The 12,760-nt window shown below is 65.4% G+C and carries 15 protein-coding genes; 8 read left to right on the top strand and 7 right to left on the bottom strand.

Annotation, left to right across the window (positions count from 1 at the left end; genetic code table 11):
- Positions 1–13 precede the first annotated feature (13 nt).
- Genes J1M43_RS04345 through trxB form a run of 4 tightly spaced genes read right to left on the bottom strand, consistent with a single transcriptional unit; the run spans position 14 to position 3,412 of the window.
- The gene (locus J1M43_RS04345; RefSeq protein WP_206476006.1) at positions 14–1,006 is read right to left on the bottom strand and encodes a metalloregulator ArsR/SmtB family transcription factor; all 993 of its coding nucleotides are present in this window, start codon (positions 1,004–1,006) and stop codon (positions 14–16) included.
- A complete protein-coding gene (arsB, locus tag J1M43_RS04340; RefSeq protein ID WP_033106018.1) occupies positions 1,003–2,115 on the bottom strand; it encodes an ACR3 family arsenite efflux transporter in 1,113 nt (370 codons plus the stop codon). The genes J1M43_RS04345 and arsB overlap by 4 nt, the downstream gene beginning before the upstream one ends.
- Complete coding sequence (trxA, locus tag J1M43_RS04335; protein WP_033106017.1) at positions 2,112–2,438, bottom strand: thioredoxin; 327 nt, start codon at positions 2,436–2,438, stop codon at positions 2,112–2,114. Before trxA ends, arsB begins: the two co-directional genes overlap by 4 nt.
- A complete protein-coding gene (trxB, locus tag J1M43_RS04330) occupies positions 2,435–3,412 on the bottom strand; it encodes a thioredoxin-disulfide reductase (RefSeq protein WP_206476005.1) in 978 nt (325 codons plus the stop codon). The genes trxA and trxB overlap by 4 nt, the downstream gene beginning before the upstream one ends.
- Before the next feature lie 128 nt (positions 3,413–3,540).
- Here trxB and J1M43_RS04325 point away from each other — a divergent pair, with 128 nt between their 5' ends.
- Entirely contained in the window at positions 3,541–3,945 is a 405-nt protein-coding gene (locus J1M43_RS04325; RefSeq protein ID WP_206476003.1) for a low molecular weight phosphatase family protein, read from the top strand.
- A 57-nt stretch (positions 3,946–4,002) separates the two neighbouring features.
- Here J1M43_RS04325 and J1M43_RS04320 read toward each other — a convergent pair whose 3' ends face one another.
- Complete coding sequence (locus J1M43_RS04320; protein ID WP_152594855.1) at positions 4,003–5,310, bottom strand: FAD-dependent oxidoreductase; 1,308 nt, start codon at positions 5,308–5,310, stop codon at positions 4,003–4,005.
- An 83-nt stretch (positions 5,311–5,393) separates the two neighbouring features.
- Between J1M43_RS04320 and J1M43_RS04315 the strand changes: the two genes are divergently transcribed.
- From J1M43_RS04315 to J1M43_RS04285, 7 genes are all read left to right on the top strand, one after another.
- Positions 5,394–5,735 (top strand): helix-turn-helix transcriptional regulator, encoded by a 342-nt coding sequence (locus J1M43_RS04315; RefSeq protein WP_206476002.1) that lies wholly within the window; start codon positions 5,394–5,396, stop codon positions 5,733–5,735.
- The gene (locus tag J1M43_RS04310) at positions 5,732–6,904 is read left to right on the top strand and encodes an MFS transporter (protein ID WP_206476000.1); all 1,173 of its coding nucleotides are present in this window, start codon (positions 5,732–5,734) and stop codon (positions 6,902–6,904) included. The genes J1M43_RS04315 and J1M43_RS04310 overlap by 4 nt, the downstream gene beginning before the upstream one ends.
- 143 nt (positions 6,905–7,047) lie before the next feature.
- Positions 7,048–8,013 carry a PstS family phosphate ABC transporter substrate-binding protein gene (locus J1M43_RS04305; protein ID WP_307823245.1) on the top strand — a complete coding sequence of 322 codons (966 nt, stop codon included), beginning with the start codon at positions 7,048–7,050 and terminating at the stop codon, positions 8,011–8,013.
- 23 nt (positions 8,014–8,036) lie between these two features.
- Positions 8,037–8,993, top strand: a complete 957-nt coding sequence (pstC, locus tag J1M43_RS04300) for a phosphate ABC transporter permease subunit PstC (RefSeq protein WP_206475996.1) — start codon at positions 8,037–8,039, stop codon at positions 8,991–8,993.
- On the top strand, positions 8,993–9,907 hold the full coding sequence (gene pstA / locus J1M43_RS04295) for a phosphate ABC transporter permease PstA (protein WP_206475994.1): 915 nt from the start codon (positions 8,993–8,995) through the stop codon (positions 9,905–9,907). The genes pstC and pstA overlap by 1 nt, the downstream gene beginning before the upstream one ends.
- A gap of 2 nt (positions 9,908–9,909) precedes the next feature.
- The gene (gene pstB, locus J1M43_RS04290; RefSeq protein ID WP_241245190.1) at positions 9,910–10,767 is read left to right on the top strand and encodes a phosphate ABC transporter ATP-binding protein PstB; all 858 of its coding nucleotides are present in this window, start codon (positions 9,910–9,912) and stop codon (positions 10,765–10,767) included.
- Complete coding sequence (locus J1M43_RS04285) at positions 10,764–11,453, top strand: winged helix-turn-helix domain-containing protein (protein WP_052166875.1); 690 nt, start codon at positions 10,764–10,766, stop codon at positions 11,451–11,453. Before pstB ends, J1M43_RS04285 begins: the two co-directional genes overlap by 4 nt.
- Here J1M43_RS04285 and J1M43_RS04280 read toward each other — a convergent pair.
- Both J1M43_RS04280 and J1M43_RS04275 read right to left on the bottom strand, forming a co-directional pair.
- Positions 11,435–12,388 carry an arsenate reductase ArsC gene (locus J1M43_RS04280; RefSeq protein WP_234001304.1) on the bottom strand — a complete coding sequence of 318 codons (954 nt, stop codon included), beginning with the start codon at positions 12,386–12,388 and terminating at the stop codon, positions 11,435–11,437. The genes J1M43_RS04285 and J1M43_RS04280 overlap by 19 nt on opposite strands.
- On the bottom strand, positions 12,385–12,702 hold the full coding sequence (locus tag J1M43_RS04275; RefSeq protein WP_033106009.1) for a helix-turn-helix transcriptional regulator: 318 nt from the start codon (positions 12,700–12,702) through the stop codon (positions 12,385–12,387). The genes J1M43_RS04280 and J1M43_RS04275 overlap by 4 nt, the downstream gene beginning before the upstream one ends.
- Between the last annotated feature and the right edge of the window lie 58 nt (positions 12,703–12,760).

Genomic DNA, 12,760 nt, shown 5'->3' with positions numbered 1-12,760 from the left:
TAGTGAGAAGTGGTCAATTGAGAAGATCGTCAACGAGAGTGCGGACGCGGGCGGCGATGTCGTCGCGGATGGCTCCGACGCCTTCGCGGGACGCAAGTGCTGGGTCGCCGACGGCCCAGTCGTCGTAGCGGACGCCGGGGATGATCGGGCAGACATCGCCGCAGCCCATCGTGATCACGACATCGGCCGCGCGGACAGCATCGTCGGTGAGGGGCTTCGGGAACCGCTCGGCGGCTTCATCGCCCTCGATCTCGGCGAGCAGCGACCGCACGTGCGGGTGGATGACGTCGGCGGGGCTGGAGCCTGCCGAGCGGGCGATGACCTTGCCGTCAGCGATCTGGTTGACGAGGGCGGCGGCGAGTTGTGAGCGGCCGGCGTTGGCAACGCAGACGAACAGCACTTGCGGGACTGCCGTGTCACGGTCTCGGGTGAGGTCACTCAGCCGCTGACGGGCGAACCGCTCGGTGAGCGGGATCAGCGCCGAGGTCACGCGCGCGGTGCGGGCGAGGGCGGTGTATGACTCCCGCACGATGGTCAGGACAGTCGCTGAGTCAAGTTCCGGGATCTCGGCGGCCAGCTCGTCGGCGAGATGAGTGACGCGGGCGTCGAAGTCTGGTCGGCGTGCCTCATCGGCAGCGTTGTCCGTCCAGGGTGCGGCGACGGTGGCGGGTGCGAAGGATTCGAGCAGTGCGGTGACCGCGCGGCGCCGGTTCGGGTTGATCTTGTACCAGACCCAGGTGCCGCGACGCTCGGACGTCAGCACATCGACATCCTTGAGAACCTTGAGGTGATGCGACACCGTCGGCTGCGACACCTCGGCGAGCTCGGCGAGATCGCACACACAGGACTCACCGCGCGGGTCGGAAGCGATCGCGGAGAGCATCCTCAGACGCAGGGGGTCCGACAGCGCCTTCAGAGTGGAGGCAACTGAGGCTGCGGCATCCTGGCCGATCGCATGCGAGGCGACGGGACTACAGATCTCGTCAACGGTCAACGTGACGTTCATGATGGCGTCCTCACGTCGGCGTATGGAGCTGCGGCGTATGGATCGGTGTGGAACCAGCGCCTGGCTGCCCAGAGCGAGACGTAGACGAGCCCCACGAGCAAAGGCACTTCGATCAGCGGGCCGACGACGCCTGCGAGGGCCTGGCCGGACGCGGCACCGAAGGTGCCGATGGCCACCGCGATCGCGAGTTCGAAGTTGTTGCCGGCTGCAGTGAACGCCAACGTCGATGAGCGTGCGTATCCGAGGCCGAGAGCCTTGCCGGTGAAGAGTCCGACGAACCACATGACTGCGAAGTACACCAGCAGCGGCAGTGCGATCCGCGCCACGTCGAGCGGGCGGGAGGTGACCTGTTCGCCTTGCAGGGCGAACAGCAGCACGATGGTGAACAACAGCCCGTAGAGGGCCCACGGGCCGATCTTCGGCAGGAACTTCTCCTCATACCAGTCGCGGCCCTTTCGGCGCTCGCCGATGAAGCGGGACGCGAATCCGGCCAGCAACGGGATACCGAGGAAGACGAACACGTTCAGCGCGATCGCCCCGACGGAGAAGTCCAGCCCCTGCGAGTCCAGCCCCAGCCATCCGGGGAGGACGGTGAGGTAGAACCAGCCGAGCAGTGAGAACGCGAAGACCTGGAACACCGAGTTGACCGCGACGAGCACGGCGGCGGCTTCGCGGTCTCCGCAGGCGAGGTCGTTCCAGATGACGACCATCGCGATGCATCGGGCGAGCCCGACGATGATCAGGCCCGTCCGGTATTCCGGCAGATCTGGCAGGAACATCCAGGCGAGGGCGAACATCAGCGCGGGGCCGATCAGCCAGTTCAGCACGAGCGAGGAGATGAGCAGCTTCTTATCGCCGGTGACCGCCGCGACCTTGTCGTAGCGGACCTTCGCCAGGACGGGGTACATCATCACCAGCAGGCCGAGAGCGATCGGGATAGAGATCCCGCCCACTTCAAGGCTCGCGAGCAGCGGCGATACGCCGGGAACGAAGCGCCCGAGGAGGATGCCGCCGACCATGGCGAGCCCGATCCACAGCGGCAGCCAGCGGTCCAGGGTGGACAGGCGTCGCGTCGTCGACGTCGGCGCGGGAACGGTTACAGCACTCATGCGAGCAGCGCCTCCATCTTCTCGGTGATAACAGTCTTCGGGTGTGCACCGATGAGGATGTCGTTGCGGACACCGTTCTTATAGAAACTCAGGGTGGGGATCGAGGTGACGCCGGCGGCCACTACCGCCGCCGGGTTCTGGTCGGCATCGAGCTTGACGATCTTGATCCGGCCGTCGTACTCGACTGCGAGCTGCTCCAACAGAGGTGCGATCTGCTTGCACGGGCCGCACCAGGTGGCCCAGATGTCCACGACTACGGGGAGATCCGCATCGAGGACCTCGGTCTGGAATGTGGCGTCGGTGACAGATGCGGGGCTTCTCATGCGAACACCTCCTCGGTCTCGAGTTCGAACGTGGTGCTCTCGTCCAGAGCGGACAGGTAGTGCTGGGCGTCCTGCGCGGCGGCGCATCCGGTGCCCGCAGCGGTGATGGCCTGACGGTAGGTGTGGTCGACCAGGTCGCCAGCCGCGAACACTCCGGGAAGGTTCGTGCGGGTGGAAGGATGTTCGACGAGCACATATCCGTCGGCGTCCGTGTCGATGATCCCAGTGACCAGTTCGGAGCGCGGGTCGTGCCCGATGGCCACGAATACCCCGGTTGCCGAAAGCTCGCGTTCTGCTCCGGTGACGGTGTCGCGGAGGGCGACAGCGTGCACCTTCTCGGCGCCGATGATGCCTGCGACCTCGCTGTTCCGGGCGACGTCGATCTTCGGGTGGTCGAGTACCCGCTGCGCCATGATCTTCGAGGCGCGGAACTCTTCGCGGCGGTGCACGACGGTGACCTTCGATGCGAAGCGCGTCAGGAACAGTGCTTCCTCCATCGCGGAGTCGCCACCGCCGACGACGACGATCTCCTGCTCGCGGAAGAAGAACCCGTCACACGTCGCACACCACGAGAGTCCGTGGCCGGTCAGCCGGTCTTCTTCGGGCAGTCCGAGCTTGCGATAGGCGGACCCCATCGTGAGGATGACTGCGCGGGCGTGGATCGTCTCTCCGCCGCCGGTCTCGACGATCTTGATCGGGCCGTCGAGATCGACGCGGATGGCGTCCTCGAGCAGGATGCGTGCGCCGAAGCGCTCGGCCTGCGCTCGCATCGACTCCATCAACTCCGGCCCCTGCACACCGTCGACGAACCCGGGGAAGTTCTCCACCTCGGTCGTCGTCATCAGTGCACCACCCGCAGTCACGGAACCCGCGAGCACGACCGGCTCAAGTCCCGCACGAGCGGCATAGACCGCAGCGGTGTACCCGGCAGGTCCGGAACCGATGATGACCAGCTCAACCTCTTGAATCGACATGTGTCTATATTGACATTCGTCGATACCGAAAGCAAACCATACAGAAGAGGAGTTCACCTGCCCGTCACCCGACGAGCGGATCATGCCAATGCAGCACACCCTCTTCCTTCCTCCGAGAAAGCCTCGAAATGACGACCCAGCCCAAGACCGTCCTGTTCATCTGCACTCACAACGCGGGGCGTTCGCAGCTGGGCGCCCACCTGCTCGCCCATGTCGGAGACAAGCACCTGGTGGCCACAAGCGCGGGGATCAACCCGGCCGAGGTGATCAACCCGGCGGTCGCGGCATCGCTGCAGGAACTCGGCATCGACACGAGTGCCGCACATCCGAGTGCGGTGACGGCCGGAGATCTCGACGCCGCTGATGTCGTGGTACTGATGAAGCCGGGCCTGTCGTTGCCAGGCCCGGTGCGCGGAGAACTCGTCGAGTGGTCGTTCCCTGATCCATCGAACTGGGAAGCCGACGGAGTGCGCGAGCTGCGCGATGCTGTCAATGAGAGCGTGCGCGGGCTCGCTGCGCGTCTCGCGGGCTGAGGACACGAACGGCTGGGCCCTCCTCCCCGGGGACCCCAGCCCTTCGTGACGTGACGATCAGCCGACGGTGACGGGACGCAACCCGATCTGCACCAAGGCCGGAGCCGGGGCTGCACAGCAGCTTCCCGCGTTGTCGTCGAAGTCGCCGGATCCACCGCACACGCCAGTGTCGGGAAGGACGAGTTCGTTGCGTGCGGCGGCCTCGTGATCTCCCGCGATCTGCGCGGTGACGCTTCGTACCTGCTCGTATCCCGTCATCGCGAGGAACGTCGGCGCGCGGCCGTACGATTTCACTCCGACGATGAAGAAGCCCTGCTCCGGCTGGGCGAGCTCCCTGGCGCCGGTGGCCCCCACCGATCCGCATGAGTGGATGTTCGGGTCGATCTCCGCGGCGATCCCGGCGACGGCATCGAGAGCCGGGTCAAGGCTGATACGCAGCTCGCGCAGCATCTCGGTGTCCGGTCGGAACCCGGTCAGAGCGAACACATGAGCGACACCCGCGACCTCGCGTCCGTCCTCGGCGATGACCGTCAACGCCTCATCCTCTTGACTGATTTCCGCGACCCGGAATCCGGTGACCAGGTTCACCAGACCCTCATCGATCATCTTGCGGGCTCGAGAGCCGAGCGCGGCGCGCTCCGGGAGCTCATCGCCGAGCCCGCCACCGAAGACGTTCGTGGCGCTCCCGCGACGCAGCAGCCACGTGACCTGGGTACCGGGCGATCGCCTGGTCAGTTCCCCCAGGCGCAGCACGGCGTGCGTGGCGGAGTGCCCGGCGCCCACGACGACGACATGCGCCCCGGCGAGCTCGGACACGTCGTCAGGGATGCGGTACGAGATCGAGGCCGACGCCGTCGACTCACCGAGCGCCGGGAATCCATCGCTGCCCGCCGGGTTGGGAAGACCCCACGTGCCGCTTGCATCGATGACGGCCCGGGCACCCAGGCGGAATTCATTGCCGTCTCGGTCGACCGCGTGCACGATGAAGGGCTGGCTCTTGCGTCCGCCGTCGACGACCTTGTCGCGCCCTTGACGAGCGATGCCCGTCACGGTCGTGGCGTATCTCACCTGCTCCCGCAGAACGCCGGCGAGCGGCGCGAGGTATTCGTTCACCCATTCCGCACCGGTCGGGCACCCCGACGTTGGGGCACTCCAGCCAGTGGATTCGAGGAGACGTCGTGCCGCCGCATCGGTCAGTTCCGGCCATGCCGAGAAGAGCCGTACATGGCCCCATTCCGATACTGCCGCTGCGGGCCCCTCGCCACGCTCGAGGACAACGACGTCCACACCGCGTTCGGCAAGATGCGCCGCTGCGGCAAGCCCCTGCGGGCCCGCCCCGATCACGACAACTGGAAGCTCATCCATCACATCTCCTCAAATTGAAGTTCTTCGATACGAAAAGAGTTCCGCATCTATCGAAGAATGTCAATACGTGTCAGACTAGCCCCGTGAGCTTGCCAACCGCCATCGAAGCGAACACCTGCTGCGTGCCGCGCATCACATCCTCGCTCACCGCTGAGGATGCGGAGCGGGTGTCACGCGTGTTCAAGGCGCTCGGCGATCCCACTCGGGTCAGGCTGCTGTCGTTGATCGCGGCCGGCGCTGGCGGCGAGGCATGCATCTGCGACCTCACGGAGCCCGTCGGCCTCTCGCAGGGGACCGTCTCCCATCACATGAAGCTCCTCACGGATGCCGGCCTCGTCACGCGGGAACAACGTGGCAAGTGGGCGTACTTCGCCCTCAACGACGGCGCTCTGGAAGCGGCCGCCGACGCGCTCCGCTCCGCATGACGGGAGTGGACGCGCCACCCCGCCTTGGTGGTCGGCTGGCCGCGCTCTCCGTAGGGCAGGTCATCAGCTGGGGCATCCTGTTCTATGCGCTCATCGTCGCGTCCCCTGCGATCGCAGCCGATACAGGTTGGCCCGTCGCCCTGGTGACCCTGTCATTCTCGTCAGGCCTGATCGCATCCGCGGCCGCGGGGGTGTTCGTCGGCCGGTGGCTCGATGCGCGCGGCCCACGACTCATCATGACCATCGGCAGCGTCGTCGGTCCCGCCGGGCTCATCGTCGTCGTGATGGCACCGGATCTCGCCGTGTTCACCATCGGGTGGGTCATCGCGGGCATCGCGCAATCAGCGGTGCTCTATCAGGCGGCCTTCACCGTCATCGCCCGCAGGTACGGGGCGCGCCGACGTGGCGCGATGACGATCCTGACCCTGGCCGGCGGTCTCGCCTCCACGGTCTTCGCCCCCATCGTCGCCGGTCTTCTCGCCGTGACGGATTGGCGAACGACGTTCTTGCTTCTCGCCGGAGTCCTGCTTGTCACCACCGTGCCACTGCACTGGTTCGGTCTCGAGCGCGCGTGGACACCGATAGCGCACGACGACGGCGTCCAGGCGCATACCGTGAGCACGGTCATCCGGACCCGGCGCTTCTGGATGCTGGAATTGTCCATGCTCGCCCTGGCGGCAGCGCTGTTCAGCGTCACGCTCGCCCTCATCCCGCTGTTCATGGAGAAGGGCCTGAGCTATGAGCTCGCAGCCTGGGCACTCGGCCTCCTCGGCGCAGGGCAGGTGATCGGCCGCCTCCTCTATGTCGCCATCCCGCACACCGCAGCCCCCTGGATCCCGCTTGCGGCCACGGCCGGGCTCAGCGTCGCGTTCCTCGCTCTCCTCGCTCTCGTCCCTGGACCGCCGTGGCTGCTCATCTCGATCGGCATCGCCGCCGGTGCCGTCCGCGGCGCACAAACCCTTGTGCAGGGCTCAGCCGTCGCAGACCGATGGGGCACTCAGAACTACGGCGCCATCAACGGTGTCTTCGCCGCGCCAATCACCCTCATCGGCGCATTCGGCCCCGCGATAGGTCCGCTGCTCGCGGTCGCGACCGGCTCCTACTCGGCCATGGCGCTCATCGCCGTCGCCCTCGCTGCGCTCTCGCTCGTCTTCGCCCGGTTCTCCTGACGCGGTAACTCAGGAGAGTTCTTCCACGTTCGTTCACCTCACGTTCACATAGATGGCCTTCTATGAATACGTCGGATAGACAACCATCTATTTGAGGCGGTCCACTGGCTGCCTGACACGTATCTGAGATGAAGGAAGCAATCGTGCGAAAGACCACAGCAAAGATCTTCGCGTCCACGGCGCTGGTCGTCATCGGCGCGCTCACGCTGAGCGCCTGCGGGGGACAACCCGCGGAAGGCGACTCCGGCGGATCGGGCGGCTCCGCAAGCGGATTGTCCGGTTCGGTGACCACCGACGGTTCGTCGACCGTTGCCCCGCTCACCGAGGCGGCAGCCGACCTGTTTGGTGACGAGGAGTCCGGTGTGAACGTCTCCGTCGCCACGTCCGGCACCGGCGGCGGGTTCAAGTCCTTCTGCGCCGACGAGACCGACATCTCCAACGCGTCCCGTCCGATCAAGGACGAGGAGGCCGCGGAGTGCGAAGCCGCGGGTGTTGAGTACACCGAGATCGTCGCCGCCAACGACGGGCTCTCAGTCATCATCAATCCCGGGAACGACTGGGCTGACGACCTCACTGTCGAGCAGCTCAACACCATCTGGTCTCCCGACTCTGAGGGCGAGATCACCAACTGGAACCAGGTCGACCCGAGTTTCCCCGACCAGGCCATCACGCTGTTCGGTGCGGGCACCGACTCCGGCACGTTCGACTACTTCACTGACGCGGTCAACGGTGAAGAAGGCGCGATCCGCGCCGACTACAGCCCTTCGGAAGACGACAACATCACCGTCCAGGGCGTCTCGGGCGACGTCGGCGCCATCGGCTTCCTCGGCTTGAGCTATGTCGAAGAGAACGAGGGCGTCATCAAGGCCGCCATGATTGACGGCGTGATGCCGAGCACGGAGACCGTTCAGGACGGCACCTACACTCCTCTGGGTCGTCCGCTCTTCATCTACGTCAACAACGCCTCCTACGTCGAGAAGGAACAGGTGAAGGCGTTCGTCGACTTCTACGTCGCGAACTCGCTCGACATCGCCGAGCGCGCCCTGTTCGTCCCCCTCACCGAGGAGCAGGTCACCACGGCCGCCGACGAGCTCGCGTCACTCGGCTGATCCGCCCGCTCACGACGCCTCCCATGGTCACCGTCACTGAGCGGACAGGGGGTCCGGCTACTGGCCGGGCCCCCGCCCCCTCCGCATCATTCGCTGGGCGCCGCCGGCCCGGTGAGTTCCTCATCAAGCTCGGTTTACGCGTGGCCGCCGGCATCACTGTCGTCACGACGGTCGGCATCCTCATCGCGCTGCTGATTCCGTCCCTGAGCTTCTTCGCCGAAGTGCCCGTGCTCGAGTTCCTCTTCGGCACACGCTGGGCTCCTAGATTCGCCGACGCCTCCTTCGGTGTCCTGCCCCTGGTGACCGCCACCTTATGGACAACCGTGATCGCACTCCTCGTCGCCGTGCCATTCGGTCTCGGCGCCGCGATTCTGCTCGCGGAGTACGCCAAACCCCGCGTACGTAAGATCCTCAAGCCGTTGCTGGAGATCCTCGCCGGTATCCCTACCGTCGTTTACGGGTTCTTCGCCCTCCAGTTCGTCCAGGGCACGGTTCTACGCGACTGGCTCCAATTGCCGACGGGTGCGTTCAGCGTGCTCGCCGCGGGCCTTGTGATGGGCGTCATGATCATCCCTACCATCGCCTCGATCGCCGAGGATGCCATGTCTGCCGTTCCCAGCGCGCTCCGACAGGGAAGCGCCGCTCTCGGCGCCAACCGTATGCAGACCACTCTCCGTGTTGTCTTCCCCGCGGCGCTGTCAGGCATCGTCGCCGCCGTCGTTCTGGGGATCTCCCGCGCGGTCGGGGAAACGATGATCGTTGCGATCGCCGCCGGCAGTCAGGCACAGATGGTGAGCAACCCGCTTGAGCAGGGACAGACGATGACTGGCTTCATTGCGAACGCCGCGCTCGGGGACTCCCGCGTCGGGAGCCTGGAATACAACACGCTGTTTGCTGTCGGGTTGCTGCTGTTCCTCATCACGCTGCTCATCAACTTCATCAGCATCCGCTTCGTGCGCCGATTCCGGGAGGCCTACTGATGTCCGCGCCGACAACCACCCCGCCCCGCGTGATCCACGCGACCCGGCCCCTGGCCACCGGGCGAAACGGCGAGATGCGCCCCACCGCACTGATCTTCCTCCTGCTGCTGTGGTTCTCGCTGTTCGTAGCGTTCGCGGTGCTCATCACGCTGCTGGTGACCATCTTCCTCACCGGACAGAACAAGCTCTCCTGGAACCTCATAACGAACTTCCCCTCCGCCGACCCTGAAGAAGCCGGAGCTCGCCCCGCCATCCTCGGCTCCGTCTGGGCGATCGGCACCACCGCCGTGATGACCCTGCCCCTGGGCATCGCCGCCGCCGTGCACCTGGAAGAGTTCGCCGACCGGAAACGCTGGTTCAACAAGTTCGTCGAACTCAACGTGCAGAACCTCGCCGCCGTCCCGTCCATCGTCTACGGCCTGCTCGCCCTCGCATTCCTTTCGATGCTGGGCGTGACCAACAAGAACATCGTCATCGGCGGGGCACTCGCACTGACCCTGCTCATCCTGCCGGTCATCATCATCGCCACCAGGGAAGCCCTTCGAGCCGTGCCCCGCGAGATCCGCGACGGCTCCCTAGCACTGGGCGCGACGCCATGGCAGACAACCTGGCGGCAGGTGCTCCCCGCATCCGTCCCCGGCATCGCCACCGGCTCGATCCTCGCCCTGTCCCGAGCCCTCGGCGAAGCCGCACCACTCCTCGTACTCGGTGCTCTCGTCTACATCACCTTCGACCCGAACGGGCTCCTCAGCGGATACACCACCTTGCCGATTCAGATCTTCAACTGGACCGGGCGACCACAAGAGGGATTCCACGAGCTCGCCGGCGCGACCAGCATCCTTCTGCTCGCCGTTCTCATCCTGATGAACGCCCTCGCCATCTTCATCCGCAACAAGTTCCAGAAACGGTGGTAACCATGAGCACCCCCACAGACAGCTCGGCAACACACACTCACTTCCACGCCGCCAACTCACGCCGCATCGCCGAAACCCCCAGCGGACTCATTCGCTGCGAGGACGTCAACGTCTACTACGGCGACTTCCGTGCCGTCACCGGCGTGAACCTCGAATTCGGCCGCAACGAGATCACCGCTCTCATCGGTCCCTCCGGATGCGGCAAATCCACCCTCCTGCGCTCCCTGAATCGCATGAACGACCTCATCGACGCTGCCCACGTCGAAGGCAACGTCCTCTTCCAGGAGGAGAACATCTACGCAAAGGACGTCGATCCGATCGAAGTGCGCCGACGCATCGGCATGGTCTTCCAGAAGCCGAACCCGTTCCCGAAGTCGATCTACGACAACATCGCCTACGGCCCCAGGGTCACGGGAATGAAGGTCGACAACATGGACGACCTCGTCGAGGAAGCACTGACACGTTCGGCCCTCTGGGGAGAGGTCAAGGACAAACTCAAGCAGTCGGCGTTCGGGCTCTCCGGAGGTCAGCAGCAGCGACTGTGCATCGCTCGCACCATCGCCGTACGCCCCGACGTGATCCTCATGGACGAGCCCTGCTCCGCGCTCGACCCCATCGCCACATCCCGCATCGAAGATCTGATGTACGACCTGCGCCAGGACTACACGATCATCATCGTCACCCACAACATGCAGCAAGCGGCGCGCGTGGCCGACAGGACTGCGTTCTTCACGGCCCTCGCCGATGACACCACCGGCGACCGCACCGGGGTCCTCGTCGAGTACGACCTCACCAAGAACATCTTCGAGCAGCCTCAGGATCAGCGCACCGAGGACTACATCAGTGGACGGTTCGGATGAGCGACATCCCGCGGACCGGCAACGCCCGCTTCGTCGTACACGGCAACAGCACCGATATCCTCCGGGGCAGCTTCGCCGAATTCCGGCACGCGGGAGTGCCGATCACAATCCACCCAGAGATCGTCGGCGCCCTCGCCGATCTCGCTCACGATGACGACGCCTCGCTCATCCTCGCCGGCGGCGAAGCCTTCGCGCAGCTCAGCGCCATCCTGCAGATCGCCCAGCCTGTGTGCAGCGGATCTATCTTCCTCGGTGTTTCCGATACCACCGCGACGGCGACGATAGCCGGCGCGATGAAAGCGGGAGTGCGCGGCACTGTGCGGTTGCCGATGACTCCACAGCGACTGCGTGACGTCGCGCGGCTGCACCCGCGGACCGGCCCGATAGAGCGAATCCTCACCATCGGCGAGTTGACTCTCGACATCCCACACCGCAGCCTTCGATGGCGAGACCAGGCGCTGCTCCTGCCCGCGCGGGAGTTCGAGCTCCTGCACCAGATCATTCGTGCATACCCGGAGAGTGTGAGCATCGACGCCCTCGCCCTCGCCTTCGGCTCCGACCTGGAAGACCCCCATGCCTCGGTACGGGTCGCGATGACGAAACTGCGTGCACGGCTGGCGGCGTTCGCCCCCGCACAAGCACTCATCGAGACCGTGCGGGTGGCAGGCTACCGGCTCGCGTCCTGACCATCGACTCCCAGCTCTGTCATCAGGTCGAGCACCCGTGCACGGATGTCATCGCGCACCGCGCGTAGGCCGGCGTCGTCGAGTTCCAACGGATCAGCCAGTTCCCACTCGAGATAGCGCCGTCCAGGAAAGACGGGGCACGCGTCCCCACACCCCATCGTGATCACGTAGTCGGCCGCACGCACGACTTCATCAGTGAGAGGCTTCGGGAACTCGCCCCACAGCTCGATTCCGGCTTCCTCCATCGCCGCTGCGACGCGGGGGTGAGCCGCTTCGGCGGGTGCGGAACCGGCAGTGCGCACATGGACTCGATCGCCCGCAAGATGCCGCAGGAACGCACCTGCCATCTGTGACCTCCCAGCATTCTGCACGCACACGAACAGAACTTCGGGCGTATCGCGCAAGACCAGTCCCTGTGCGGAGGCGAGGGCATCCAGACGATCGGCGGCGTACCGAGCCGTCATCGTCAGCAGGTGCTCGGGCACTCGCGTCCTCTGTGCCAACACGAGATAGCTCTGCCCCACATAACTCGCCACCGTCTCGCGACTGAACGTCGAGCTGAATCTGTAGGCCAAATCGGAGACCACCGTCGCGACTCCTCGAGGCAGCGCCACAGCGGGCCGCACTTCGGGCAGGTCGGCCGAGTCATTAGACAGCAACCGACCGAAGCGCACCCATGCGTCGGCAGACGGAACCCATTCGTCGCCATCTCGCTGCAGAAGACGCGTCAGACGCAGAGACTCCATCGCGGCCTCCACGACGCCCAACTCGAGATCGAGCGCGTCAGCCAATTCGGCCGCGGTGACACCGGATGCGACTGCGCTGAGCACCCGCAACGTGTCAGGGTTGCCCAGCACCGCGACCTGCGCGGCGCGTTCGCGCGCTGCCTGCGGGTCAAGTGGCCGCCCGACGCGATGCCGCGGCTGCTCGTTCATCTTAAGAAGTCTTCCACCGCCGCGCGTCGACCGGGATCAACCGAGAGCCACCCCAGTTTTCCTGCCTGCTCGCGCTTCAGAAACCCGTCGCTGACGAGAATGCGCACGTGGTGGGTCACGGTCGGCTGGCTCAGCATCAGCGTATCCGCGAGTTGTCCGACAGTAGCTCGTCCTTCTGCCGAGCCGAGAACAATGCTCAAGATCTGAAGTCGCGTAGGATCAGCTACCGCACGCAGCGTGCGCGCGAGTTCCTCGGCTGCGGTCCGATCGAGCGCGACCCGGCCCGTTGACTGCTTCACGGGTCGATTGGACATGAATCAAGTCTAGCGATTGCGTCCAGGCTGACCCTTCCGCCGCCATTCTCTACTTTGT

Origin of the sequence: Microbacterium sp. KRD172, from assembly GCF_017168295.1 — a bacterium.
GTDB classification, from domain to species: Bacteria; Actinomycetota; Actinomycetes; order Actinomycetales; family Microbacteriaceae; genus Microbacterium; species Microbacterium profundi.
The sequence above is the reverse complement of the archived record's forward strand: the minus strand, read 5'-3'. Positions and strand labels throughout refer to the sequence as shown.

Coding starts and splice junctions, on each gene's coding strand:
- J1M43_RS04320 (WP_152594855.1), bottom strand. CDS start 5,310: ATGGATGAGCTTCCAGTTGTCGTGATCGGGGCGGGCCCGCAGGGGCTT.
- J1M43_RS04325 (WP_206476003.1), top strand. CDS start 3,541: ATGACGACCCAGCCCAAGACCGTCCTGTTCATCTGCACTCACAACGCG.
- J1M43_RS04285 (WP_052166875.1), top strand. CDS start 10,764: ATGAGCGACATCCCGCGGACCGGCAACGCCCGCTTCGTCGTACACGGC.
- J1M43_RS04280 (WP_234001304.1), bottom strand. CDS start 12,388: ATGAACGAGCAGCCGCGGCATCGCGTCGGGCGGCCACTTGACCCGCAG.
- arsB (WP_033106018.1), bottom strand. CDS start 2,115: ATGAGTGCTGTAACCGTTCCCGCGCCGACGTCGACGACGCGACGCCTG.
- pstB (WP_241245190.1), top strand. CDS start 9,910: ATGAGCACCCCCACAGACAGCTCGGCAACACACACTCACTTCCACGCC.
- trxB (WP_206476005.1), bottom strand. CDS start 3,412: ATGTCGATTCAAGAGGTTGAGCTGGTCATCATCGGTTCCGGACCTGCC.
- J1M43_RS04345 (WP_206476006.1), bottom strand. CDS start 1,006: ATGAACGTCACGTTGACCGTTGACGAGATCTGTAGTCCCGTCGCCTCG.
- J1M43_RS04275 (WP_033106009.1), bottom strand. CDS start 12,702: ATGTCCAATCGACCCGTGAAGCAGTCAACGGGCCGGGTCGCGCTCGAT.
- pstA (WP_206475994.1), top strand. CDS start 8,993: ATGTCCGCGCCGACAACCACCCCGCCCCGCGTGATCCACGCGACCCGG.
- trxA (WP_033106017.1), bottom strand. CDS start 2,438: ATGAGAAGCCCCGCATCTGTCACCGACGCCACATTCCAGACCGAGGTC.
- pstC (WP_206475996.1), top strand. CDS start 8,037: ATGGTCACCGTCACTGAGCGGACAGGGGGTCCGGCTACTGGCCGGGCC.
- J1M43_RS04310 (WP_206476000.1), top strand. CDS start 5,732: ATGACGGGAGTGGACGCGCCACCCCGCCTTGGTGGTCGGCTGGCCGCG.